Raw genomic sequence first — 23,962 nt, 5'->3', positions numbered from 1 at the left:
AAGATCCCCGCTGAGGCCCCGCCTTGCGGGGGTTTTTTTGTTTTAGGGTTTGGGGTGTTCCTCTGGCCCAGACGGCCTCGTTGCCAATGCGGCTGGCACGTTCACTGACTTCTGCAGTGGCAATGCATTCACCTACCAGGCAAACAACGTCAGTATCGGATGAGTTCGTAATCGCTGAACCCGAATATGTCTGTCCACTCAACACCAACACCGCGAAAGGTGCTGGGAGGCTCACATCGATTGCCAAGGGGCAGCCAGGCTGGGATTGGCGCGGGAGCCTGATCGGACCATTGAAAGCTTACGTTGTCGTCATAGCTACCAACGACCAGATCAAGCGAACGCTCGCAATCTCCCTCCCGTGACCGACGGCGATAGCTGTAGTGACGCACATCCCAAACCCTGATGGATCTCACAACGTCGAAATCGGGTGAGGAAAGATCGACGCTGATCGGTGTGGCTTGAAAGCTATCGCCGGACTGGCCATGAAATGCCTGGATTGCTTCTATCGAGATCGCAGCATCTACCAGCAATGGCACTGTCGTATCGTCAGATGGAAGCTCTGGAATAGGGCTGGCACTCGTGCGCTTGATAGCTTCCAGCCTTTCCACTGGACCCCGACCTGAGGTGTTGTGTGACGCGTTCATCGGACAGCGCCAGAGTTGGAGCGGGGGCTCGACCGGATAGGGTGTGATGCGCCGAATGAATTCCGCCCTGGCTGCGGTGCAATCGGGTGAAGCGGGCCAACCTCCGGCGAGACAAAGAAATATCGCGCAGTCAATTGGATAGGCACTGGCCTGCGATGCCGGCAGTGTGGCGAGTGCGACTGCAAGGGCCTTCGCGCGAGTTCGATTTCCGGATTTTGAGTGTTTCAAGATGGTCTCTCCTGCTTGCGAATCGCTTAAGCAATATCCGGCCAATATATTTCTGACAATCCAATTTCGTATATTGGCTGACTTTCTTATATTGACGTAGATTGTGTTTTAGTCCACAACTTTTGGATGTAGAAGACGGCCCATAGGGGGTCGTCATGGCGGACAACAAGAGACAATACACTGTGGTAACCATCGAGATGGTCCGGGGCCTGAAAGAGGATCAGGTTCCCTTTACATGCCGCTACGAATTTATCGGACTCGCTTCCCTTGGACGACCTAAGTACCACTGCATATACAGCTCACCGAATTATGTCGGGGCCTTGTGCAAGTCGAAGATCTCACGCGCGGGGGCTGAGCCCAGAGAGTTCGATCTTTGGCCGGGGCTTTTTAAGCATCACCAGGAATTTGGGGATGGGCGCATTCTCTGCGTCAAGTCGGATTATACGATCGAGTCGATCACTCCGGAGGGTCTCGAAGCAGCCCAAGCCCTGGACGCGGAATCCAAAACCTAACGACTGGCCACGCGCGAACGAGCTGCCGCCTTGTGTCTTTGGGTTGCGCGCATGAGACGGCTCTTGCTTCTCAGCGCTGTACTCACGTCTTTGTTCATTGCTGCGGTTTGGATTGAACCAACTAGGCAAACAAAAAATCTTGGCGCATCTGAGGTGATCGCCGTTGACGGCGACACGATCGACCATGGTGACGACCGGTATCGGCTTGTTGGGTTTGATGCGCCTGAGACCTTCCGCGCACAATGCGACGCCGAAAAAGCTTTGGGACTGAGAGCCAAAGATCGCCTGAGGGAAATCATTCAAACCAACGGCCAGGTGGAATTGGAAATTAACCCGGAAATGGACAGGTACGGCCGCCTCCTCGCGACCGCGCGTGTCAGCGGAAAAGAGGTTGGATCAATCCTGATTTCTGAAGGCCTCGCGCGCCCATACGCGGGCGGAAAACGCGGGTCCTGGTGCGGTTAGACGAAAGGACTGAACGACGGCTTAAAGAAAAACTGAACAAAACCACCGAGCAGTGAGCGGTCCTGTCGATTGCGCCAACAACCGACAGGACAAGAAACGCCCCAAATCCATCCGGGCATTCCTCCAACATCAAGAGAGAACTGTACTATGGTAAAAACAGTAACCCCAGATGCCGATCCTAGATTGGACAGCACCGCGCCAGAGTCAATGGGTGCGACCCTGGACAAGGTATCTGCACCTCCGACCGCTTAGCGCTGACTGACAACCGAGGCGAGCAGGGTATCCCAACACTTCGGCCAAAGTTTCAGGCTGATTGATCCGAGCAAAACGCTGGCTTTCTACAAAGCCCGTGACGGGCACAGTGCTGTTTCGTGGCACCTGAATACCCGCTGCCCCGATGACCCAACGCCGCGCCCCATAATAGTAATTATGTAAAAACTACTGACCTAATTTGGAGGACAAATTAGTGACCAGCTCCATCAAAAGCTTCACCGAAAACAGATGTCGGATCAACGCCGTTTGGCCGTTGTTGGCATTCTTGACGGCGACTTTGGGAACGGATGCCAGTGCACAGGTCATCGAATACGAACCGGACGGCAGCGTGTATCTGAACGGTGCGCGGGCAGAAATCGTTAATGGCATCGTCTGTCCAATCCGGATGCGCGAGTACACTCTCGATGAAAAACCGGAAGCTCCGAAGGCCAAGCCACAGAAAAAGATCGAGATTGCGGGCAAGGCACCGCGGCCTCGCAGATCCTCGGGCGGCTGGTCGCAGGAGCGGATCGTTAAAGAAATCCACGCAGCGGCGGAACGCCATGACATTCCGGCAGAGTTGTTCATGGCGCTGGTCTGGCAGGAAAGCCGGTATCAGGCTGATGCTCTGTCGCCCAAGGGTGCCTATGGCTTCGCACAGCTCATGCCCGGAACGGCGAAAGACCTGGGCGTGAACCCAAAGAACCCTGCAGAAAACCTCGACGGTGGTGCCCGCTATTTGGCGGCGCAGTACCGCGAGTTCGGAACCTGGAAGCTGGCGCTTGCCGCCTACAACGCCGGGCCTCACCGCGTCGTCGAATACGGCGGCGTCCCCCCCTTCACCGAAACCCGCAACTACGTGCGGATCATCCTAAGCAAAGTGAGCACTTCCTCATGAAAAGAACCCACTTCATCCAACAGACCGCGTTCTTCGCGCTGGCAATGATTATCGTCAGTGCAGCTCCCGCCTCCGCTGGCTGGCTGCAAGATGCCATTGGCGATTTTATCAACGAAACGCTGGCCGACTCCAAGGTTGTTGGCGTCAGCCTTGCCGCTGTCGGCTTCATCTGGGGCTGTCTTGCCTATGTGTTCGGTTGGGGCTCGCTGAAGGGTCCAGTGGTCGCGATTGTTGTGGGTGCCGTCATTGGCCTTGCCGATACATTCATCGGAGCCTGATCGATGCCGCGCCGAAATACCGTCTTTCGCGGCCTAAGCCGTCCCGCAGAATGGGGCGGCCTACCCGTGATCTATCTGCTGGTGATCCTCGGGATGACCATGCTTTCGTTCTTCATGTTCGGAATAGCGCCAGCAATCATTGCGGGTTTTGCTTTCTACACCGTGCTTCGCCTCTTTTACGAATGGGAACCGGCTTTCTTCCGCGTCCTGTCTGTAACCCTTTCCAAAACTCCGCGCACCAAAAACCGCCAGCATCATGGGGGAGATTACTATAGTGCCTAAGCCTGCTGCCCGAGGCATGTGGACCCTTGCCCGCTCGTTGATCGAGCCGAGCTGGCGCAAGGATGAAATGAGCCTCTTTCAGATGTTGCCGTATGGCTATGTCGTGGATGATGAGGTCATTTCCACACGCAACGGTGGTCTTATCGCCGCTGCGGAAATCACCGGTGTCAACGCAAACACGCTGGACGAAAACGAGTTCGAGTTCCTGGCCGAACGGTTTGAGCGTGTGTTGCGCACAACACCTAATGAGGTGGCTTTTTATATCCATCGACTGACCGTCCCGGCTGAGACTGGTCATGTCATCACAGATCCAACCGGTTTTGCCGGTGCAGTGGCGCAGGCCATGCGCTCAGCGTCCGTCGATGCAGAGCTGAAAGAACGCAAGATCATCATCAGCGCCATTCTCCAAAAGCGGCAGGATGAGCGGGCAAAACAGATGTTCGGCATGTCGTCTGGAACGATAGACGAGGAACGCCGAGAAATGATGGAACAGCTCGACGGTGTGTTCACAACACTGGCGGGCACGCTGGGCGAGGCCCGTGTGCGCCGGCTGAAGCTCAGCGAGGGGCATTGGCTCGGTTATTATGGAATGCTGTTGAACGGTCGGTATCAGCCGATCATTCACACAAACATTGCAGAACCCATCGCCTTCAACATGCCGCAAGAGGATGTGCTGTTTCAGGGCAAGACCGGCAAACTGGTCACAGGCGACGATCAGGAACGCTCCATCCGTGTGTATTCCCTGAAGAATTACCCGATGGTTTCGTTCCCCGGCATTTTCGACGGGCTGGACCTGCCGGTTGATGTTGTGATTTCGCAATCCTTCCTGCCGATCAGCCGCGCCCAGGCGCAGGAAATGGAACGCCGCAAGTCGGGACAAATGCGCTCGGCAGGCGACAAGGCAAAGTCGCTTGAAGAGGATTTGTCCATTCTGGCGGACGGCATTGCCTCCGGCACCATGTCACTCGGCAAGCACCACCTGTCGATCTGCGTGTTTGGGAACGAGGAAGATCTGAAAACCGCCGAAAAACACATCATCGGTGAAATCCAGATTTCGGGTGGCACGGTGAAGCGCGAAGCGATGTCGGCCCGTGCCGTGTACTTCGCACAGCACCCCGGCAATTTCGCGTTCCGCGCCCGTGAAGAACTGATCACGGACCAGAACTTTGCGGATATGGTTGCGTTCCACATGCGCCCCAAAGGGTTGGATGCGGAAAAGCTACCTTGGCCGGGGCCATTGGCGACTTTCCCGACGACACACGGGGACAGCTACGATGTTTCGCTGCACCTTCCCAAGACCAGTAACGACCCTGAAAACCTGCCCTCCGGGCATACGATCGTTCTTGGACCGAACGGCTCGGGTAAAACTGTGATCGCGATGCTGCTGGCAACAATGGCGGTTGCACAGGGCGCGCGGATCATCGCTTTTGACAAAGACCGGGCAATGGAGGCTCCAATGCGGGCGCTCGGTGCGCAGTACATCCGCGTCCGAGTTGGTGAGCCAACCGGCATGAACCCTTTTCAGACCGAGACGGATGAGGCTGGGCAAAGCTGGCTCGCCAATTGGGTCATTGCCCTGTTGAGCTATGACGAACCACTGACCACCGATCAGAAGGATGAAATCACAAGGGCTTGCCAAGCCAATGCCACTTTGCCGCCTGCGCTTCAGAACTTCGATTCACTGGTGGAACGGTTCAGAGCCTTTGACGATGACAAGAACCTGTACAAGCGTGCAAGTGAATGGGCGGGCGAAGGCCGCTTGTCCTGGATGTTTGGCGAGGGTGGCTCAGATCCGTTTGCTGCTGGCGACCGTCATCTTGTGTTCGATATTTCTGAGGTTCTGGATGACGAATTGGTGCGGCTGGCATGGATCAGCTACGTCATGCGCCAGATTGAACGCCGCTGCGCCACCAAGATACCCACTGTCTTTGTGATTGATGAAGCATGGGTAATTGCTGGCAACCCTTATGGCGCTGGCATCCTCATAAATGCCTACACCACGTATCGGAAGCTGAACGTCATGATGATGATGATGACGCAGATCCCCGATCACCTCCTGTCGTCAGCGGCAAGTAAGTCGATCCTGGAAAACACCAGCACGCAACTCTTGTTCCCCTCTCGATCCGGCAATGAAGCAGACTACCGGGCAATCGGCTTGAACGATTCAGAGCTGGGCGCGCTGAGGGCGCATTTTGGCGACCGCGTAATGCTCATGAAGAAAGGTGATGAGAGTGTTTGGCTCGATGTCGATGTCGGCGCGCTCGGCCCGCTTCTTCGTGTTCTGAGCGGATCAGACGGAAAATCGTTCCCTGATCCTGACTGGCGAAAAAACCCCAACTTCTGGAAGGAAATCACATGAAAGCCCGCCTTGTCATCACCCTTGTAGTTCTGGCCGCTGTCTCGGCCTGCACCAGCACCTATTCGGGCTATCGCAGCAAATGCGCCTGTGACTTTGAGCGCATGACCTCCCCTGAAAACTTGGAGTTTGTCTGATGGATATTTCAAAGAAATTCCGCACAACCATTGCTGTTTCGGTTCTGGCCGCCCTGCCAGTTATGACGGCAGCCCAAGGTGTTCCGACCATCGACGCCACGGCCATTGCACAGGACGCAGCCAATTCGGCCCGCGAAGTCGCGGAAATGGTCCGCCAATACGAACAGCTGATGCAACAATATGAGAAGCTCGAGCAGCAGAGGGCACTGCTCGAAAACTCCCTCAAAACCATCAGTGGTCTGACGGATCTGGACCAGTTCAACAGCCGCAGCTTTCTGAAACTGGCAACGGCAGCTGACACGCTTGGATACGCCTTGAACGCGACCGAAGATACGATTGGCGATCTTCCAGGCGTCGCCGGACTCGCGATGGAACGCCGATCAATCAGCCTGGGGCTGAACAATGGAATCCTTAAAGAATTCAGTACGTCAGACGTGCCAGCCCGGCGCATTCTCTCGGAGCGAGGTGGCGCTGGCTTGATGGCATCGGCCTTGGGTGAGAATGGCTATGACATGGCCGGTCAGCTCTCCGAAGATGCAGAAAAGCTGCGCGGTGAAATCGGTCAGCAAGAAGATCTGAAGGATGCAATCGACTACAACACGGCGGTTCTCCTTAAACTCCTTCAGGTTGAAATTGAAATCTTACGCGCAACCTCGGCTAATGCTCTGGCGTCGGGCACGGATCTGGCTGCAACCGCTGCCGATCTTTCGACACTCAGCAACTATGTACGAGGAACCTCACAATGAAACTCCGCTCAACTCTCATCCTGACCATTGCAGCCGCCGCCGTTATGTCGGGGGCTGCATCGGCACAGGTGAAGCTGCGCCCATCACCCAAGGTCGATATGCCGTTCGGTGAATATCGTAAGTGCCTTGGGTACTCGGGTGCGCGTGAGTACGGTCGTCAATTCGTCAAAAACGATCAAGCGCGCATGGCCGAAGCGGGCCAATCCGCAGACAAGCAGCCTCTTGTGACCAACTGGTCGGTGGTGATCCTGAATGAACAGGTCATCGCTGCGCACGAGGCCACCATCGAGCAATGCATTCTGCGCAAATCTGGCGAGACCTTCAGCACCGAATGTCCGCTGGGCGGTTTAAGCCGTGAGGACGCCGCCCAAAAGGTCGGAGCTGACCAAGACGAGTTTTGGACCCAACCGTCCGACAATCTTGCCGCGCTGAAAAAAGAGCAACGGACCCGTCTGGAAGCTCTGCGCCCTGCAATTGAGGAGGCTTGTGGGCCGTGATCCAAGATTTCGTCAGCTCGATTGAGGCTGCGCTAAATAACTTCTCGCAGCAAGCATACAACAGCCTGGCGGCGGATCTAGCATCCGCCCTCTGGGCAATAGCCGCGCTGATCTTCGTGGCAATGCTGATCAACGGTGTGCTTCAAATCCGAGAAATCGGGTTTGGTGGCTATGTCGGCTGGATCATTCGGGCGACGATCATCATTGGTATGGCTTCTAGCTGGAGCTTCTTTCAACCCATTTATCAGGGCATTTCGAGCCTCCCAGACACGATTGCCGGAGAACTGACCGGCACAACAAATGTCTGGGAAGCACTCGATGACATTGCGCTTCAGTGTTTCTTGATGGGCCAGCAGGCTATTGAAAACGCAACCTGGGGTCTGAGCATCACCGGGGCTATTCTCTGGGTTGTTGGGGCTGTCATCGTTGCTTTTGGCACCGGCATGGCGCTGATCGCAAAAGGCGGTCTAGCGGTCCTGCTGGGTCTAGCGCCTGTTTTCATCGCAACGCTGCTCAGCTCGGCAACAGCCAATATCTTCGCAGCCTGGGCGAAAACGACTGTTGGCCTGATCATGGTCATCGTCGTTCTGACAGGCATCGTTTCTCTTATTCAGGCCCTTTTCAGCTCCGAACTGACCGCTGTTGAGGATGTGAACAATATGGAGGCCAGTGGCCGGTTTTTGGCGATCTGCATTGTTTCAATCGTGATGCTCACGCAGATCCCGTCGCTCGCGGGCGGGATGTCGGGTGCAATCGTTTCGGCATCCTCGGGTCTTGCCGTGGCAACTGGTGCTGCAGCAGCCGCAAGAAGTGCATTGGGCACTGCAAGCGACGGCGCAAGGGGTGCAGTAGCCGGTGGGAAAACTGCCGCTGCTATGGCTTCCGCAGCACGTGACGGGACTGGCGTTCGTGACAGCGCGTCTCGCGCAATGCAAGCGCGTCGGGACATAGCGCACAGAGCCCGAAATCAGGATGGGGCAGCTCGTCAGAGCTACGCCGCTGACCGTTACCGGCAGAGCATTCGACAAGCTCGCGCCAATAAATCTTCATAAATCGAGGTACAGAGCAAATGTCACACGTGACAGATCACGAAAAAGAACTCTTTCTGGGCGCACGCCGCGATGCCTTCAAATGGCAGGTATTCGGCATGGTCGGCATGGCAATGGGCGTGGCCTCTATGATTGGCTGGGCGATGCTCCTTCCCCTGAAGGAAATCCGCGCGGTGCCATTCTCCATTGATCCGGACACGAAACTGCCGGTCCTGCTGACTGAAAAAGTCGAAGAACTGGAACCTTCTGAGGCGATGGCCTTCCGTGAAGTCGCAAATTATGTGCGCGACCGGGAAACCTATGATGTCCAGGACAACAACGAGCGCCTGAAATCGGTGCTGCGTCGTTCTGATGAGCTGGCCGAAACGTCCTACCGCGAACTGTGGGACGGTTCGAACGACAACCATCCTGACGAAATCTATACGCCCAAGACAAAGGTGCAGACCGAAATTCTGGGCGTCTCGCCGGTCAACGATGAGACGGTGCAGGTCGAGATCCGCAAGTCCCTGATCGTGCCAAACCAAGCAACGGCCTCAGCCCGCTACGTGGTCACTGTGACCTACGGGTTTGAGGAAAAAATCGTGACGTCGATGGATGAGCTTCTGGAAAATCCGTTCGGCTTCGTCGTCACCAACTACCGCGTAGACGCCATAGGGAAGGTCTGATGCAGCGTTCTTTCAAAACACTCACCGCCACCGCCGCAGCAGTTTTGGCATTCTCTACGCCTCTGCTCGCTGAAATCACACCGACGCCAGACGGAAAGAATGCGGATCATCGCATCACGCATTTCCATTACGTCGAGAACCAGGTGTACCGCATCACTGTAGGTGAACGCCTGATTACCTATGTTCACTTTCCGCAGGGCGAGACCGTCCGCAGCATTGGCGCGGGCGACACTGAGAGTTTTCAGATCACCCGCCTGCAGGAAGGTCGCGTTATTGCGTTCAAGCCAGAAATCCTGAACTCGGATTCAAACCTGACCGTCCTGACCAATCGCGGGACATACAACTTCTATCTGGTTCCGGCCGAGAGCGCCGCCGAACGCAAACGTGTTCCATTTCGGGTCACGTTCTACAACAAAAACAACAGCGGCGGGACCACAACGCGTCGCGGCACAGTCGCTCGGAGCGAGCCGAAGCCAACTGGCCGGTTTGTGAACCAGAACTATTCGCGCTCGGGCAAAGCGGACTTTGCGCCCACCGCCGTGTGGGATGATGGCGTTCACACCTATATGCAAATCCCGCAGGATGCGGAGTTGCCGGGGATTTTCCGTGTCCTGCCTGATGGCCGCGAGCTGATGGTGAACACCACAGTCAAAGAGCGCGGCATTATCCAGGTGCAGGGCCTTTCCGACCTTTGGACACTGCGCATCGAAGACACTTCGATCTGTGTACGAAACGATGGCGACGCGTTTCAGCAGGCGAGTGCAACGGGCAGGCCCGTTACTTCACAGACAGTTAAACCGGGGGGCAGCAAGTAATGGATCGCAATCAGACAATTGCGGCACGGGCGGCGGCTGAACAGCCGTCGCAACGTGTCCGGAAGAAGTTCGACCCAAAGAAGCTGATAACCGTTGCGATCGCAGGAGCGGTGTTCCTGGGCTTTGTATGGTTTGTCATGGGCCATGAAAACAAAAGCACGAACACGGGTGTCCGCGTTGACGCTTTGCAACAAGGTGGTGGCGAGCGATACGGGCTTTTGACCGCACGGGGACCAGAGGCCGATGAGCCGGAACCAGAGGCTTTGCCCGAGGAAATTGAGGTGGCAACACCGGCAACAGTGCCGCAGGTCGATTCCGAAGGGCTGAAACAAGCCTTGAAAACTATCGAGCAACAGAACGGTCGGATTTCCGATCTGCAAGACGAGCTGACGGACGCCAAAGTTTCGCTGTCCGAAAAAGACGGTGAAATCGCAACGCTGAACCTGACCAATGAACGCCTTCAGGTCAGATATGATGAGCGAGAGAAGAAGTTCCAGACGGAACTTGCCCAGGCCATCGCAGATGCGGAGGCCCGGGCACTTGCCAGCGTAAGCCACCTTCAGGCGCAAGGTCTGACCGATGACGAGCGGCGCAGACTCGAAGAACTGAAGAAGATGCGCCAGCGGCAGAACCAGTCGGACGGCATTGTGTTCGATGAAAACCCATACGGCAGAAACTGATGGAGCTGACGATGAACAGAACAGCACTCACCCTCGCCCTGGTCACGTTGGCCTCAAGCGCGATGGCACAGGACGCACCCGGTCAAAACTACCAGCCGATCAATGGTGGATCGCAGCCGGTCATTTTCCAACCCTTCCCTGCAGCGCCGCAGCCGGTTCAAGTCCAGCCAGACGACACCCGCCTGCCTGAAGATCAACGCGGCTATCAGGAAAACCAAAACACGACATGGCAAAACAATCTGGTCGAAGAATATCCCCCCATCGTCGGGGCCTCGATCATTGACGATCCGTCGCGCACCCTGACGCAAGGCACGGTTTTGTCGGCTGTGTTCGGTGGCGCGGTCAGCTCGGAGTTGCCCGGCAGTGTCGTGGCGACGATTACACGTGGCGTCTACTCGATGGACGGCACGCGTTTGCTTCTGCCGCGCGGATCGAAGCTCTTTGGCGAGTATCGAGCGGACACGACATTGGCGCAAACGCGCATCATGATCGTTTGGAGCCGTGTCATCACGCCTGACGGCCTGTCAACTCAGGTCGGATCGGCTGGTACGGACGGTCAAGGCCGGACTGGTGCGACCGGCAGGGTGAACACACACTTTGGGAAACGGTTCGGAACTGCAGCGCTGTTGTCCATCATCGGCATTGCGCCGGTGGCACTGGTCTCTGACAACGATAGCAACAACTCGGTTCGCACTGATCTGGCAACGCAAGTGGGGTCTAACCTGCAGAACGCTACGGCAGCGGCGCTTGATGAATACCTGCGCATTACTCCGACAGTCTTTGTCGATCAGGGCAGTCGCATCAACGCCATCCTGCAGCGCGACGTTGTGTTCGATAGCTTCTGAGCGCGAGCCAATGAGCCGACCGCCTCAGCAGTCTTTCCGGCCGCTGCCAGCATGATCGAGTGCGGTAGCGGCCTTTTTTGAAGCAAATTCAGCACTTTTTGGAAGCAATGAATCTTATGTGGATGCCTTCGTGTTCGAGGCAAAGCCGAGATGCAGCGAAGGCAACCTCCAGTGTTCAAAAAAGTGCTCTACCAAGGACAAGAACATGAGCGGGCGGAACGGCAATAGCCTTCTGGAATACTATACAGGCAAGATCGAGCATCTGTTGCACGATGAAAGCCTGAGCGAAATTTCTGTGAATCCTGACGGATCGGTCTGGGTCGAAGAAATGGGCACAACACACATGACCAGGACAGACATTACTCTGAACAGAGATGATGTGGAAAACATCGGGCGCTGCGTGGCCGGATTCAGCGATGTGACATTCGGAGAAAAGAAGCCGATTGCGACGGCCAACGTGCCGACACAGCAGGGTAAAGCGCGGGTGCAGGTTGTGATTCCGCCAGCAACAACCGGCGTGGGGTCCGTGGCGATCCGCCTGCTCCGCGTGAAAACCGTCGATCTGGGCGCGTTCAGCTTCGCCAGCAAAGAGGCGGCGTTGGCAGAAAACAATGATCACAGCGCGCTTGAAAAGGCTCGGGCTGCTCTCGCTGCCGGAACAATGAACTTTGACGAGCTGGCCGACCTTGCGATGCTAAGCAAATGGAACGTGATCATTGCCGGGGGCACCTCGTCTGGCAAAACCACTGTTCTCAATGCAATGCTGAAGCGCGTCGATCCTGGCGAACGGATCGTGACGATTGAAGAAGTGGCCGAGCTGGACATCGAGCAACCCAATTCTGTCGATCTACTTGCTGACCGTTCCGAAGAAGATGGCCCTCGATCACCAACAAAGCTGCTGGAATCGGCGCTGAGGTTACGGCCTGACCGCCTCGTCTGCGGTGAAATTCGGGGCGACGACGCAAATATGTTCCTGGAACTGGTGAACACCGGCCACGATGGTTCTGTTTGTACCATGCACGCCAACTCACCAGTAGATGCCATTGGACGTATGAGCAAGATGGTGCGTCGCGGATCTCCGACCGTTCAAAAGTCAGAAGTGGTCGATGACATCCGGGCCACCATTCACATGATCGTTCACATGAAGAAAATCGGTGACGAACGGAAGGTCAACGGAGTGATCTTCCCACCCCTGATGACCGCTGATCAACTTATCTGAAGGAGAAATAGAATGAAAAAATTTGAGTATCGTAATGTCTTGATGCGGGTAGAGGAAAATGCAGGCGAGAAGTTTGCGAAGCTCGGGCAAGACGGTTGGGAAATGGTCGGCGTCGTACCTGCCGAGTTTGGCATCGTGTGCTTCTTCAAACGCGAGCTGACCGATGGCTGAGTTTCAGGATCTACCCAAAGGCAAGAAGGTCGCGATAGCCGGTACTATGGGCTTTATCGCTACCTCGGCTTGCGCGGTGTTGGTGGTCGGGCTGGCTCTCGAATACATCAACACCAGAGGCTTTCGCGGGCTGGACATCTGGGCGATCCCAGAGAAGTTCATGGCACAGCCTGCAGAGACGCAGCAGATCATGGGTCTGGTGGCGGTGGTCGCAGTGGGTGTTTTGACCTTTGCATTTGTGGCGGCTGCGCTGCGTGGTCCCTCAACGAAATACGGTGATGCGACCTTTGCAAAGGCCCCTCAGCTCGTCCAGGAAGGCTATGCGTCGGTTCTGAAGCTCAAAGACAAATTGGATAGTGAAATCGTGTTTGCCAAATTTGGTGAGCCAAAGGACAAAAACGCGATCTACTATAAGCCCGGCCCCGGTGTCCAAAAGCCGCACGCGATGTTCATTGCCCCGTCTGGTTCGGGCAAAACCAGCGGCTTTGTGATCCCGAATGTCCTGCGTTTCAATGGGTCTTGCGTCGTCCTGGACATCAAGGGCGAGATTTTCCAGACAACCGGCGCGCGTCGGGCAGCAATGGGCGATGAGGTTTTTATGTTCGACCCCGAGAACCCCGACAAAAGCCACAGCTACAACCCTCTGCGCCGCGCAGCACGTGCCGACAATCTGGACCGGCGATGGGAAGAAGTGATTCAGGTTGCAACTCAGATGTTCGACACGCCCAGCTCGTCCGCGCAGGGCTTTATGGGTGGTGTTGAAGGCATGTTCTGCGCAATGGCGATGCTGGCGATCAAAAGAAAGCGGCCATACATTTCCGAAGTCCTGCGCCTGGTCAAAACGACCAAGCAAAAGGACTATGAGAAAATGGCTGAAGAAGTTGGATATGCGCGAGCTGCAGATGAGTTTCTGAATCTTGCAGCCGAAGAATCCAAAATCCTGCGGTCAACGATTTCGGTTATGTTGAACTCCGGCCTGCAGCTCTGGCGCAACCCGTCGGTAGCAAGAGCCACGCAGGGCAATGACATCAACTTTGAAGATCTGCGTCGGCGCCCCAGCTCGATCTACTTTTCCGTGCCAGGGAAAAAGGTCAAAGAGTTCCGGACGCTCATTCGCCTGTTCTTCCTCGATCTGGTGAACACCATCGAAACTGTTGAGCCGGGCGAAGATGAGCCGTTCAAGGTTTTGATGCTGCTCGATGAGTTCCAACGCCTCGGCCATCTTGAGCGCGTTGTTGAAGCCTATGACACCATGCGATCGTTCGGGGGCAGGCTCGTGGTGATTTCGCAAACACTGTCGCGCCTACAGGACATTTATGGGCACGAGGGTGTGCGGGCGATGCTGGCAAACGCTGGAACCCAGATGTTTGCCGCCTCAGAGGATTCCGAAGTACGCGAACATGTGTCCAGGTCCATCGGGGACAAAACGGTCATAAGCAAGTCGAAGTCTCGAGCACTCGGCAAGATGGAAATGGGCAGCATATCAGAGCGTGAAGAAGGCATTCGGCTGCTCCGGCCAGAGCACGTTGGTCGTCTGCCGGAAAACGAGGTTGTGCTGATCCGCGAAGGCAAGATGCCCGTGATTGCGAACAAGATTCGATATTTCGAAGATCCTTATTTCATGCAGTTCCTTGGTGGCGACACGCCAAAGATCAAAGGGACACACCTGGATCTTGCTGAAGAGCAGGCCAAGGATACGGCAAAGGCAGTGGCTGATGCGAAACCGGCCCCTGCCCCGGTGAAAGAGGTTTCTGAAAAAGACCAGGAACTTCAGGCGGCATTTGATGCGCAGCGCACGGTCGCAAAGCGGAAAAGTCGGTCAGCGAAAGATATGGCGATGGAGAAAATGAAAGCCAAACGGGCTGAAAGTAGCGCCTTCACTTGACGGGGGTAACAGGACGCGGCCGAACCGGACCTTACTTCAATATGCAGAGAACGGCAGGAGAGAGCCCCGAGCGGAAGTGTCAAAATCTCGCTGCGCGCGCTCGCAGCACGAAAATCGCCGCGACCGCATCATTTTCGGCGCGGCTGCGCGGCGTGAAATCCAGCCGTTCATGTATATCGCAGCGAGGAAGAGAACCTGGATCTACAAGTTGCGGACAGTTCTAACTTTTAGCGAATAGGGCCAAAGGTCCGACCTAAGGTCGTCAGCCGACCTACACCGAAGGCGAATTCCATGCTCGACTACCTTACCTGAAGTTGGTGCGTAAGAATCTCTACCATCTTTTGAGCCTCAGTTGCGTCGAGTCTGCCGTGATGCAACAGAAACTCTGCGACATTTCGATCCGTGTAACGACCTGTAAGTATGTCGTCGCGCAAAACTAACTTGAGACGCGCAAATTTGGCAGCATTGTCGTGGCAGATAATGCACTTCTCTTGGAACAGGCGTCCAGATTCGTGGATAAATTCGAACTGGTCAATCAGGTCGTCGATTTCCTTGTCGGATAGCCTGCCATGACCTGCCTCCAGAAAATCGAGGGCAAGGCGACCAGAGGCTTTTCCGACAAGGCCATTCTCAGTTGCAACCAAATTTTCGGAAACAAAATCTCCGGCATGCGGGGCGTGACAGGCTGCGCAGTTCTGTTCGTAAATCAGATGCGGATCAGACTGCTGGGCGTTCAGGGAAACTGCCCAGAATGCAACGCTGATTGCCAAGCCAATTTTCACAAGCTGTTTCATGTTCAAAGCTCCATGCCTAACGACGGAAGACCGGCGATCAGTATAGACGAATTCGAAGTAATCAACCTCTAAGCAGGCTTTCGCTAAACTCGATTTCAAGCTTTCCGCCATCTTCGTCGTTGATGACGCTGTTTGGATTATGCGTGTCAGTTCTGCGTTGCACGTAAATGCAGCGCAGAATTCTTCAGGGATTGGTGTCACTATCCGTGGTCTGAGCCGATGAAAACTCGGCGTGACTCGCTTTGATTTGGCTGCAAGATCGTCCTGAGCGGCGATCTCTTGCTCTAAGCACGCGCTTAATCGTAGATGCATAAGCCGACCACCAATGGCGCAACCGTTTCACAAAGCTCAAGTCAGAGTCCAGCGACAGCAATCGTTGCCGCCCTTGAGATATCTGAAAAGGAAAAGAAAATGCGCAAATTGGCTCTTATCACATTTATCGCGATGGCCACCCCTGCTCTGGCACAGGACCTCAGCACAGACACGGTACTCGGCACCACGATGGAACAAGTAACCTCCAACTTGACCGAAATGGGTTACGAGGTCCGCAAGGCCGAAATGGAAGAGGGCAAGATCGAGGTCTATTTCGTCAAGGATAAATCCATGGGCGAGGTTTATGTGAGCCCCGAAACAGGCAAGATCATCAAGCTCGAGACGAAGTGAGCTGACGATGTCGATTGTTACAGATCCTGCAAGCGGGCGCGACAGCGCCCGTGACATCGCGGTATGGGACCCACTGGTAAGGCTGATCCACTGGTCGCTTGCCCTGACTATCCTGCTGAACGGCGCAATAACCGAAGAAGAAAGCAAGCTGCACGAGTGGGTGGGTAATGCTGCTCTGGGGCTTGTCGCCCTTCGTCTGCTCTGGGCCGTCATCGGTCCACGGCACGCGCGCTTTTCCGCTTTCCCGCCAAACCCGGCAAGAGCGATCCGACATATGCGGGCGATTCTGCACGGCGACCGCACGGTTCATCTGTCGCACAACCCGCTGGGCGCCTTCATGGCCTACAACCTCTGGCTAACAGTGATAGCCCTCGGCGTAACCGGGTACATGATGACGACGATCCGGTTCTTTGGCATTGATTGGGTGGAAGAGGCACATGAGTTCGCCTTCAACTGGCTCATGCTGTCGGTTGCGCTTCATGTTGCCGGTGTGGCGTTCGATAGCTGGCGTTCCGGTGTAAATCTGGTGCGCGCTATGATAAATGGGCACAAACGCATTCCGGACGGAACAGAGGTGGAATGAAACGTCACACAATGACGCCGATTACAAAGGAACGACGCGCGACAGTGCTTGCGGGTATCATCATCCTGCAAGCGCTTTGCGCGCTGTTTTTCATCGGCGACGTGATTGCCGATCTGAGCGGCGGCGGGCACCTAGAAGACCTCCATCTCGGACTCGAAACGCTGGCAGCACTCGCACTTGTCGGTGGCGTCGTGTTCCTGATGGTGGAATTGCGACGGCTATTGGCGCGGGTGAACGACATGGACGCCGGTCTGAGGGTTGCGCGCGGGCAGATGGCCGAGGTGATGGAGGGATTCTTCGAGGACTGGAACCTGACGCAGGCGGAGCGCGACATCGCGACGATGATCCTCAAAGGGCTCGACAATGAGGCCATCGCAAAAGTTAGAAACACTGCGCCTGGCACCGTTCGTGCTCAGGCCACCAGTATCTATTCAAAATCCGACACGCATGGTCGGGCCCAATTCGTCAGTCTGTTCATGGAAGAATTGATGTCAGGCGACTTTTCCACGGGTGAGGTGGCGAAAGGCCATCAGCCGCTTGAAGCAAATGCGCCGGGGGACAAGCTCCACGCAAAATAGTGGATTGGTCTTGGATGCAAATACTGACATCGGTCTCAAAACCGTCCGCAGGTCAAATTGGGTTAAACCCAACTTTCCGGGCAGACGGGCATTTTGGACCTTCACGCAATGCCTGCTTGTCCTAAGCGGTGAATTCCCCAGTGGCATGTCGCAAGGAAGAGCTTCAGGCGGTTTTGGTGTTGCCTACGGGTGAATCGCTATTTCGCAGGCTGTGCTATCAGGATCGACGCGCCCGCAAGATATGCATCCAAGCCACAACAGAAATGGCTAACCAGACACCCGTGCGCAGGGTCATCCCACCAACAGTGCGCATCTCATAGGCGTTGCCTTGCAGCACGTGAGCGCCGAAGGCCAGGAAAACCAGAACGGTGGCACCCAGAATGCTTATCGAAATCCAGACCGCTGGCCGATGCCGCAGAAACAGCCCTATACCGGCGACGACATAGGCGAATCCCGCCAGAAAGTTGAACCACAGCACGAATGGTACCACATCGCCAACGGCGGCGCGCGCTACCTCGCTTCCGAACAAGGCCCTGCCGCCTGAGAAAACGGTCAACGCGCCGAACACTATTGCCACGCTTGCCGCTATGTTCAGGGCGCGGTTGCCAGAGTTTGCGTTTTTCATGTCACGTCCGCTCCCTCTCCATCAAGCTGGCCGTCGCGAAGGTGGAACAGCTTGTCAAACCGGTCATAAATCTTTTCGTCATGCGTCACCGCGATAATGCAGGTGTCTTGCTCGGCTGCCAGTTTGCGCATCAGGTCCATCACGATCCCGGCCCGCTTGCTGTCGAGCGCCGCAGTTGGCTCATCAGCAAGAATGATACGGGGGTTGTTGGCAAGGGCGCGTGCGATGGCCACACGTTGCGCCTCACCTCCAGACAGAAGCGCGGGCATCGCATCCTTGCGGTGACCGACCTCCAAATAGTCCAGCAGTTCGATGGCGCGCCTTTGCGCCTCAGCCGTCGATTTTCCAGCCAGTTTCAGCACCAGCGCAACGTTATCTTTGGCGTCGAGAAATGGCAGAAGATTATGGAACTGAAAGATAAACCCGATCTTGTCGAGCCGGAGCTTACGCAGATCGTCTCGCAGCCATTGGTTGTCGTAAACCACCTCATCGTCCAGCGTAACCTTGCCCGCACTCGGAGCAATGATGCAGCCAATGGCATTCAGAAGCGTCGTTTTGCCCGATCCGGACGGACCGAGTAGCGCCACCACTTCGCCCGCCCGGACTGACAGATCAACATCCTTCAGTGCGTCGACGCGAGCATCGCCCTCGCCAAAGTGTTTGGAGACATTAGCAACATCTACAATCACGCGGCGCGGATCATTGAGCATGACGTCACCCTCCGATTGCCGTGGCTGGATCGACCTTGAGTGCGGCACGCACGCCAAGGCCGCTGGCGACAATGCAGACAAAGAGGATGATCCCTGCTAGCGCGGCGGCGTTGATCGGCTCCAACACCACTCGACGGGGGAAGTAGTCCTTGACGAGCAGGATAAGGATCAGACCAAAACTCCAGCCAACCGCACCAAGTGCAATGGATTGCTGCACGATCAGCCCGACGATCGTGCGGTCGGGCGCGCCGATCAGTTTGAGTGTGGCGATCTGCTTCAGCTTTTCCATGGTCATTGTGTAGATAATCAGAGCGATCACAACGGCTGAAACAGACAATAGGATGCCCAGAAACAAACCTATCTGCCGCTTTGCCCGGTCCACCACAGACATCAGCAAGATTGACTCCTGATCGGCTTGTGTCAGGGCCCCAAGATGTTTCCATTGCCGCACCGACTGCGCCACTGCATCTGGGTCAGCGTTCGGCTCAAGCCGTGCGATCACAGCTGCTACACTGTCCTGACTTTCGAGCAACCCCGCGCCTCGCGCCTCCTGAACGCGTTGCGCCGGCGGGGCCAGTTGCGTCTGTAGCACCTGCGCATCGCGCAGGGTGATGAACGCTGCCGGATCACCGGCGGAATTCATCGTATCCTCGACCAACCCGACCACAGTGAAAGGATCGCGGCCCAGTCGGATCACATCGCCGACGGACAGTCCGGATTTGGCATCTGCCACGATCTCGAAATGGGACTGGCTGATCCCGCGTCCAGCCGAGATTGCTTCGGGTCCACCGGGATGACCTGACTCGTATCCGATCACGTAAAGGCGTAGCGTTTCGCCGCGAAAGGGCGCCTCGACGGTCTGGTAGCTGATGCTGCCCGCTTCGGCCACACCATGCAATCGGACCACGGCATCACGGGTACCGTCGGGAATTTTCGAGGCTTCTGCAAAGGGCCCCTGTGTACCTGATTCAACAATCCAAAGATCTGCCTGCGGTGCTTTGACGATGTTCAGCGCGTCCGCGACCAGCCCATTGTAAATACCAATCATAGCCAGCACGACCGCCATCAGAAGGCTGAGGCCGAGGCAAGTCAGTACGAAGCGGAATAGATTTTGACGCACATCGCGGTATGCGAGGTTCATGGCGCATCCCTCTCGGCAACCCGAACCATGCGTCCCTCCGACAACCCTTTAACGGGTGCCACAATGAGCTGCGCGCCGTCGGCAATACCACTGACCAGCTCGACCCGTGCATCCTCGGTCCGGTGACCGAAGACTGCGGACACCTGATGCGCACGTCCCTCCTGTGCGACCCAGATACGACCTTCATGCCCATCAAACCCGGTTACGGCGATCTCTGGAACCAACAACGCATCCTCCAACTCTGTCACCGTGATCCAAATTTCGGCCTGTTCGCCGAGAAAAACCTGTTCCGGGCACCGATTGCACGCAATCCAGACCCGGCGCTCTTCGTTCACCCGATCGCTTTCAATACCGATCCGCGCGATCTTACCCGTGAAGACCTGATGCGGCAGAGACCGCAATCGCACTTCGGCAACCTGTCCGAGTCGCAGCGGCCCGGCACGCTCCTCATCAATATAGGCCAATGCCCAGACAGTGTTCGGATCCATAAGAGTAAAGATAGGTTCACCAGCGATAACAACGGTACCTGCTTCGACATGGCGCTCAACGACGACCGCGTCAAATGGTGCCCGCAACACATGATGATCGAGCAGCACGCGTTCGTATTGTAGGGCTGCCTCAGCGTCCTTGTGCATGGACTTGGCTACTTCAACATCACTTTCTGCGACGGCCAGATCGGCCGCTGCAACATCGACATCACGCTGCGCCTCTTCTGCAGTCTGGGTCGAAACTGCATTGCGTCCGGCAAGTTCCTGCTGGCGCGCATTTGTCGATTGCCGCTGCGCCAGAATGGCGCGGGCGCGGATCACGTTTGCCTCGGCCTTGCCTAGGGTGGCCTCTGCGGCAGCAAACCCCGCTTCGGCGCGCGCAACTTTTGCTTGTTGTTCCGAAGGATGAAGCCGGGCAATGACCTGCCCCGCTTCGATCGCATCGCCACTGTCGACCGAAAGTTCGGTCAACGCGGCACCAACTTCAAATCCGACATCCGAGACGATCCGTGCTTCGACCGTACCCAGCCCATAAACGCGCACAGGGACATTATTTTCAATGGCGGCAGTGGAAACCCTGATCGGGCGCTCTGTTAAGACAAACCAGCCAAAGACGGCAAGGACGACAGCAAGGGTTACACCCAGAATGATACGGCGGTTCATAGCGAAACCTCCGTACTTGCTATTCGGAACAGCCGCATCTGAGCGTCGAGCAATCGGCGTCCTTCAGATTCCAATGCGAAACTGCGCTTCCCCAAAGTCCAGCGGATCGCCAGCCCCTGCACCAGCGAGACCAACAATAGCGCCCCGTCTTCTGGCAGTAGGTCTGTGTCGAACAGGCCTGCTTTCTGTCCCTTGGTCAATTCAATGGCCAACAAGGCGACCAATTCGGTCATCAGCGCAAGAACGGATTGGCGCAGATCGTCGTTTTCTACCTGTAACTCACGCGAGAATAGGATGGACGGGATGGCCGGCATTGTCTCGATCTGGTGCAATTGCGCCAAGATCAGCGCTTTGACCCGGGCTGTCGGATCGTCGGATGTCTTCAGCGCGTCAGCCCACGCAGTCTTGAGGCGGTCAGAAATCACCGCAGCCACCGCCAGCCATAAATCCTGCTTGGTCGCGAAGTGCCGGAAGATTGCGGGCTGCGTCAACCCTACTGCATCAGCAACCGACTGCGTGGTCAGGCGATCCGGGCCCAACTCGTCCGCGAGACGCAGCATTGCCTGTACGATCTCAGTCTTGCGTTCATCTGCAGGCTTACGAGTAGGCATTGCGCACCAAATTGTTAGCGATTAATCACTAACTAAATAGGGCGATGTTTGCATACCGTCAAGCGCATCTGCAGTTGATTGCGGCATAGGGGATCGAAAATGGTGCGCATGGCATCCTTTGGGAGCGAGAAGATCGACAGGGAACAGAAGAGAGAGCCTTATGACTGCGCAACACCCATAGTCGACCTTTATGAAAAATGCGGCATCAAGTAGTTTGGGCTCGCAACGGCCCAATGCACCTGCGGTGTTTCTCAAAGAACAGGCAATCGGACAACGGCCATTCAAACCGACAGTACAATTCAGGTGTCAGCGCGGTGCTGATGTCTGGGCCTGGCGGGAGGATTGGAGGGCCCAATATGCCAAGAGTCCAACTTCCCGCCGTCACCCCGAAACGAAGAGCCTGGAACAAGGGCCGGATCGTCGGCCAGAAAAGGCCGCTGTTGCCGAAACAAGTGTGGGCAATCCGCGCGCGGCTCGAATTGGCCCGGAATTTGCGTGATCTCACGCTGTTCAATGTGGCGATTGATAGCAAGCTTCGCGGATGCGACTTGGTGAAACTGTCCGTCAGCGATTTGGTCAGAGATGACCGCGTTCGCGAGAGGGTGTCTGTGATCCAGAGCAAAACCAAGCGACCCGTTCAGTTTGAACTCTCTGAAAACACTCGGGATACCATTGCCGCATGGATCAAGTCGCCGGAAATGATCGGCTGCCGTTTCATGTTTCCCAGCCGGTTTCATGACCGCCCACATATCTCAACCCGCCAATATGGCCGGCTCGTACGGGATTGGGTGGCTGCGATTGGGTTGGAACCCAGCGGTTACGGCACCCATTCGCTGCGCCAGACCAAGGCGGCGGAGATTTATCGCAAGACCGGAAATCTCAGGGCTGTTCAACTGCTGCTCGGACACACAAAGGTTGACAGCACTGTCAGATATCTTGGTGTAGAACTTGAAGATGCGTTGAGCATCGCCGAGCAAATCGACATTTGAACCATGTTGGCGGGCGGCACTTGCCGTTCGCCAATCCAGACCCGACCTACGGTCGCACCGCAGCAGTGGTTAGGTTCGAGCCCATCCTGTGATTTGGATATTCTCGCTGTGTGCGCTCGCAGCACCAAGTTTTCTGCGCAAGCGTAATTTTCCCCGATGCGGTGCAGCGTCGTTTCCGGCCATTCGTCCTCAGTCCGCCAATTTTAAAGCAGCAGGTTCACAGGTTGCGGGACGGAACCGACTTTGGCAAGTGCAAGAAAATCTACGCACCATCGTGCTCTTCGGCGCGACTGATAGATGCTTATGGACTACGAACACCGTCACGGCGAGGAGTGTTGCCGTCTATAACCGCTCGGTGTTTGACCTGTCCATCGTTTGACTGCGCGGGAAAGAGTTTCCTGATTTGCATAACCAAGCTCACGCGATAACTGCTTCAGCGATACGCTTGGTTCGTCAAGTAGGCGACCAATAGAAATCTCAGCGCGAACCTTATCTACAATCTGATCAAGATTGGTGTTTTCTTCAGAAAGTAGCCGCCTGAAGCTGCGTGTGCTGGTCCCTGCTGCAGCAGCCAAGCTGTCCAAGCTTGGTGGTGTCTTCCCAAGCATGCTTTCGACAAGCGCGCCAGCCTGATCGGCCAGCGTCTGGCTCTCGCGCAATACAGGCAAGTTTGTGTCGTCTTTTTTGACAGCGAGGCTGCGTACTTCCTCCGGGAACTCGATATTGGCCACGTCCTGGTCAATTATTACATTCAGCGTGCGATTTTTCGCGGGCACCACTCGATCCCCGAGCCAAGGTTTCAAATGGGACAAGCCTTCGTCTGGGTGGGGTACAAGTTCGACGCGAGAAACAGCGGGTTTATTTTTAGTCGCAACAGAGCAAATCATGTCAATCAGCGCCGCCACATATTGCTGGACGTAGTGCAGAACTTCCTGCTCGCCCACCTCCAAAATCCAGCCATCTGTGATTTGAATTGAATTCGGCCCGTCAACAACCATGAAAATTTCATGTGTGGAATGGATTTGCATCTTACGCGATACGCGGCGAAACCCATCCCGTACCGTCGGCCCGACAAAGGCCGCTGCGCCAATCAACCCGATCTCGAAACCGCCGCGCCCGTCGACGATCTGCCGCGGTGTGTCGGCACCTTGCTGCCTCGAAAGCTCCACCAACAACTGAACGACGCCGCGCAGCGGAATTGGCAGGTAAGGGTCATTATCTGGAACCCACTCCAGCCCCGCATTTGCCAGCAACCCGTCAACGTCAAGATGATTGCCATGCGCCCATCGCCGCATAGGGTGCATGGATGCGGCGCGAATGAGCGGAATGGATGATGGCATTATATGAAACTCCAGCTTGTCGTTGGGTTTTGGCCGCTGAAGTCAAATCTAGACCAGCACTTTGATCCAAATCAATAAAAGATCACTCAGCCTCCAGATGCTCGTTAACCACCCAAGATCGGCAAAATCCAATGGGGACGAGACCTGCTCCAA

The 23,962-nt window shown here is 55.9% G+C and carries 29 protein-coding genes; 21 read left to right on the top strand and 8 right to left on the bottom strand.

The window, feature by feature from the left end; all coding sequences use genetic code 11:
- Positions 1–149: 149 nt before the first annotated feature.
- Positions 150–536: a hypothetical protein gene (locus ACR0J2_RS18955; protein WP_171676706.1), complete on the bottom strand. Its 387-nt coding sequence runs from the start codon at positions 534–536 to the stop codon at positions 150–152.
- 491 nt (positions 537–1,027) lie between these two features.
- Between ACR0J2_RS18955 and ACR0J2_RS18950 the strand changes: the two genes are divergently transcribed.
- From ACR0J2_RS18950 to ACR0J2_RS18870, 17 genes are all read left to right on the top strand, one after another.
- Positions 1,028–1,384, top strand: a complete 357-nt coding sequence (locus ACR0J2_RS18950) for a hypothetical protein (protein ID WP_171676708.1) — start codon at positions 1,028–1,030, stop codon at positions 1,382–1,384.
- Between the two features lie 153 nt (positions 1,385–1,537).
- The gene (locus ACR0J2_RS18945; protein ID WP_171676710.1) at positions 1,538–1,849 is read left to right on the top strand and encodes a thermonuclease family protein; all 312 of its coding nucleotides are present in this window, start codon (positions 1,538–1,540) and stop codon (positions 1,847–1,849) included.
- Positions 1,850–2,315: 466 nt separating this feature from the next.
- Positions 2,316–2,999 carry a lytic transglycosylase domain-containing protein gene (locus ACR0J2_RS18940; protein WP_367396996.1) on the top strand — a complete coding sequence of 228 codons (684 nt, stop codon included), beginning with the start codon at positions 2,316–2,318 and terminating at the stop codon, positions 2,997–2,999.
- Positions 2,996–3,277 (top strand): hypothetical protein, encoded by a 282-nt coding sequence (locus tag ACR0J2_RS18935; RefSeq protein ID WP_170474368.1) that lies wholly within the window; start codon positions 2,996–2,998, stop codon positions 3,275–3,277. Before ACR0J2_RS18940 ends, ACR0J2_RS18935 begins: the two co-directional genes overlap by 4 nt.
- A 3-nt stretch (positions 3,278–3,280) precedes the next feature.
- Positions 3,281–3,559, top strand: coding sequence for a VirB3 family type IV secretion system protein (locus ACR0J2_RS18930; protein ID WP_170474365.1), 279 nt, complete (start codon positions 3,281–3,283; stop codon positions 3,557–3,559).
- On the top strand, positions 3,534–5,918 hold the full coding sequence (locus tag ACR0J2_RS18925; RefSeq protein WP_480813478.1) for a VirB4 family type IV secretion/conjugal transfer ATPase: 2,385 nt from the start codon (positions 3,534–3,536) through the stop codon (positions 5,916–5,918). Before ACR0J2_RS18930 ends, ACR0J2_RS18925 begins: the two co-directional genes overlap by 26 nt.
- The gene (locus ACR0J2_RS18920) at positions 5,915–6,052 is read left to right on the top strand and encodes a hypothetical protein (RefSeq protein ID WP_170425207.1); all 138 of its coding nucleotides are present in this window, start codon (positions 5,915–5,917) and stop codon (positions 6,050–6,052) included. Before ACR0J2_RS18925 ends, ACR0J2_RS18920 begins: the two co-directional genes overlap by 4 nt.
- Positions 6,052–6,798 (top strand): type IV secretion system protein, encoded by a 747-nt coding sequence (locus tag ACR0J2_RS18915; protein WP_152460682.1) that lies wholly within the window; start codon positions 6,052–6,054, stop codon positions 6,796–6,798. The genes ACR0J2_RS18920 and ACR0J2_RS18915 overlap by 1 nt, the downstream gene beginning before the upstream one ends.
- The gene (locus ACR0J2_RS18910) at positions 6,795–7,295 is read left to right on the top strand and encodes a hypothetical protein (RefSeq protein WP_152460681.1); all 501 of its coding nucleotides are present in this window, start codon (positions 6,795–6,797) and stop codon (positions 7,293–7,295) included. The genes ACR0J2_RS18915 and ACR0J2_RS18910 overlap by 4 nt, the downstream gene beginning before the upstream one ends.
- Positions 7,292–8,347, top strand: a complete 1,056-nt coding sequence (locus ACR0J2_RS18905) for a TrbL/VirB6 family protein (protein ID WP_152460680.1) — start codon at positions 7,292–7,294, stop codon at positions 8,345–8,347. The genes ACR0J2_RS18910 and ACR0J2_RS18905 overlap by 4 nt, the downstream gene beginning before the upstream one ends.
- Positions 8,348–8,364: 17 nt before the next feature.
- Positions 8,365–9,009 (top strand): VirB8 family type IV secretion system protein, encoded by a 645-nt coding sequence (locus tag ACR0J2_RS18900; RefSeq protein WP_152460679.1) that lies wholly within the window; start codon positions 8,365–8,367, stop codon positions 9,007–9,009.
- Positions 9,009–9,824 (top strand): TrbG/VirB9 family P-type conjugative transfer protein, encoded by an 816-nt coding sequence (locus ACR0J2_RS18895; RefSeq protein ID WP_152460678.1) that lies wholly within the window; start codon positions 9,009–9,011, stop codon positions 9,822–9,824. The genes ACR0J2_RS18900 and ACR0J2_RS18895 overlap by 1 nt, the downstream gene beginning before the upstream one ends.
- Positions 9,824–10,504 (top strand): hypothetical protein, encoded by a 681-nt coding sequence (locus ACR0J2_RS18890; protein ID WP_152460677.1) that lies wholly within the window; start codon positions 9,824–9,826, stop codon positions 10,502–10,504. The genes ACR0J2_RS18895 and ACR0J2_RS18890 overlap by 1 nt, the downstream gene beginning before the upstream one ends.
- Before the next feature lie 11 nt (positions 10,505–10,515).
- Positions 10,516–11,349, top strand: coding sequence for a TraB/TrbI/VirB10 family type IV secretion system protein (locus ACR0J2_RS18885; RefSeq protein ID WP_170575215.1), 834 nt, complete (start codon positions 10,516–10,518; stop codon positions 11,347–11,349).
- Between the two features lie 205 nt (positions 11,350–11,554).
- Complete coding sequence (locus ACR0J2_RS18880) at positions 11,555–12,568, top strand: ATPase, T2SS/T4P/T4SS family (RefSeq protein ID WP_152460675.1); 1,014 nt, start codon at positions 11,555–11,557, stop codon at positions 12,566–12,568.
- A 12-nt stretch (positions 12,569–12,580) separates the two neighbouring features.
- Positions 12,581–12,739 (top strand): DUF4177 domain-containing protein, encoded by a 159-nt coding sequence (locus ACR0J2_RS18875; protein WP_152460674.1) that lies wholly within the window; start codon positions 12,581–12,583, stop codon positions 12,737–12,739.
- Entirely contained in the window at positions 12,732–14,624 is a 1,893-nt protein-coding gene (locus tag ACR0J2_RS18870) for a type IV secretory system conjugative DNA transfer family protein (RefSeq protein ID WP_152460673.1), read from the top strand. The genes ACR0J2_RS18875 and ACR0J2_RS18870 overlap by 8 nt, the downstream gene beginning before the upstream one ends.
- Before the next feature lie 299 nt (positions 14,625–14,923).
- Here the strand turns inward: ACR0J2_RS18870 and ACR0J2_RS18865 are convergent, their stop codons facing one another.
- Complete coding sequence (locus ACR0J2_RS18865; RefSeq protein ID WP_171676714.1) at positions 14,924–15,418, bottom strand: c-type cytochrome; 495 nt, start codon at positions 15,416–15,418, stop codon at positions 14,924–14,926.
- 411 nt (positions 15,419–15,829) lie between these two features.
- Between ACR0J2_RS18865 and ACR0J2_RS18860 the strand changes: the two genes are divergently transcribed.
- Genes ACR0J2_RS18860 through ACR0J2_RS18850 form a run of 3 tightly spaced genes read left to right on the top strand, consistent with a single transcriptional unit; the run spans position 15,830 to position 17,242 of the window.
- Positions 15,830–16,081, top strand: coding sequence for a PepSY domain-containing protein (locus ACR0J2_RS18860; protein WP_171676716.1), 252 nt, complete (start codon positions 15,830–15,832; stop codon positions 16,079–16,081).
- Between the two features lie 7 nt (positions 16,082–16,088).
- Positions 16,089–16,664 (top strand): cytochrome b/b6 domain-containing protein, encoded by a 576-nt coding sequence (locus tag ACR0J2_RS18855; RefSeq protein WP_171676718.1) that lies wholly within the window; start codon positions 16,089–16,091, stop codon positions 16,662–16,664.
- Positions 16,661–17,242: a helix-turn-helix transcriptional regulator gene (locus tag ACR0J2_RS18850; RefSeq protein ID WP_171676720.1), complete on the top strand. Its 582-nt coding sequence runs from the start codon at positions 16,661–16,663 to the stop codon at positions 17,240–17,242. Before ACR0J2_RS18855 ends, ACR0J2_RS18850 begins: the two co-directional genes overlap by 4 nt.
- A gap of 217 nt (positions 17,243–17,459) precedes the next feature.
- On the opposite strand, the gene ACR0J2_RS18845 is transcribed toward ACR0J2_RS18850, so the two are convergent.
- Genes ACR0J2_RS18845 through ACR0J2_RS18825 form a run of 5 tightly spaced genes read right to left on the bottom strand, consistent with a single transcriptional unit; the run spans position 17,460 to position 21,480 of the window.
- Positions 17,460–17,867, bottom strand: a complete 408-nt coding sequence (locus tag ACR0J2_RS18845) for a hypothetical protein (RefSeq protein ID WP_171676722.1) — start codon at positions 17,865–17,867, stop codon at positions 17,460–17,462.
- On the bottom strand, positions 17,864–18,577 hold the full coding sequence (locus tag ACR0J2_RS18840) for an ABC transporter ATP-binding protein (RefSeq protein WP_171676724.1): 714 nt from the start codon (positions 18,575–18,577) through the stop codon (positions 17,864–17,866). The genes ACR0J2_RS18845 and ACR0J2_RS18840 overlap by 4 nt, the downstream gene beginning before the upstream one ends.
- Before the next feature lie 4 nt (positions 18,578–18,581).
- The gene (locus ACR0J2_RS18835; RefSeq protein WP_171676726.1) at positions 18,582–19,718 is read right to left on the bottom strand and encodes an ABC transporter permease; all 1,137 of its coding nucleotides are present in this window, start codon (positions 19,716–19,718) and stop codon (positions 18,582–18,584) included.
- On the bottom strand, positions 19,715–20,869 hold the full coding sequence (locus ACR0J2_RS18830; protein WP_171676728.1) for an efflux RND transporter periplasmic adaptor subunit: 1,155 nt from the start codon (positions 20,867–20,869) through the stop codon (positions 19,715–19,717). Before ACR0J2_RS18830 ends, ACR0J2_RS18835 begins: the two co-directional genes overlap by 4 nt.
- Entirely contained in the window at positions 20,866–21,480 is a 615-nt protein-coding gene (locus tag ACR0J2_RS18825; protein ID WP_171676730.1) for a TetR/AcrR family transcriptional regulator, read from the bottom strand. Before ACR0J2_RS18825 ends, ACR0J2_RS18830 begins: the two co-directional genes overlap by 4 nt.
- 356 nt (positions 21,481–21,836) lie before the next feature.
- Here ACR0J2_RS18825 and ACR0J2_RS18820 point away from each other — a divergent pair, with 356 nt between their 5' ends.
- The gene (locus ACR0J2_RS18820) at positions 21,837–22,469 is read left to right on the top strand and encodes a tyrosine-type recombinase/integrase (protein WP_171676732.1); all 633 of its coding nucleotides are present in this window, start codon (positions 21,837–21,839) and stop codon (positions 22,467–22,469) included.
- Between the two features lie 320 nt (positions 22,470–22,789).
- On the opposite strand, the gene ACR0J2_RS18815 is transcribed toward ACR0J2_RS18820, so the two are convergent.
- Positions 22,790–23,809, bottom strand: a complete 1,020-nt coding sequence (locus ACR0J2_RS18815) for an AraC family transcriptional regulator (protein WP_171676734.1) — start codon at positions 23,807–23,809, stop codon at positions 22,790–22,792.
- Positions 23,810–23,962: the final 153 nt, after the last annotated feature.

It is taken from the genome of Ruegeria sp. CG4 (assembly GCF_056537185.1).
Note: the sequence above shows the minus strand (reverse complement) of the source record. Positions and strands in the feature narration are given on the sequence as shown.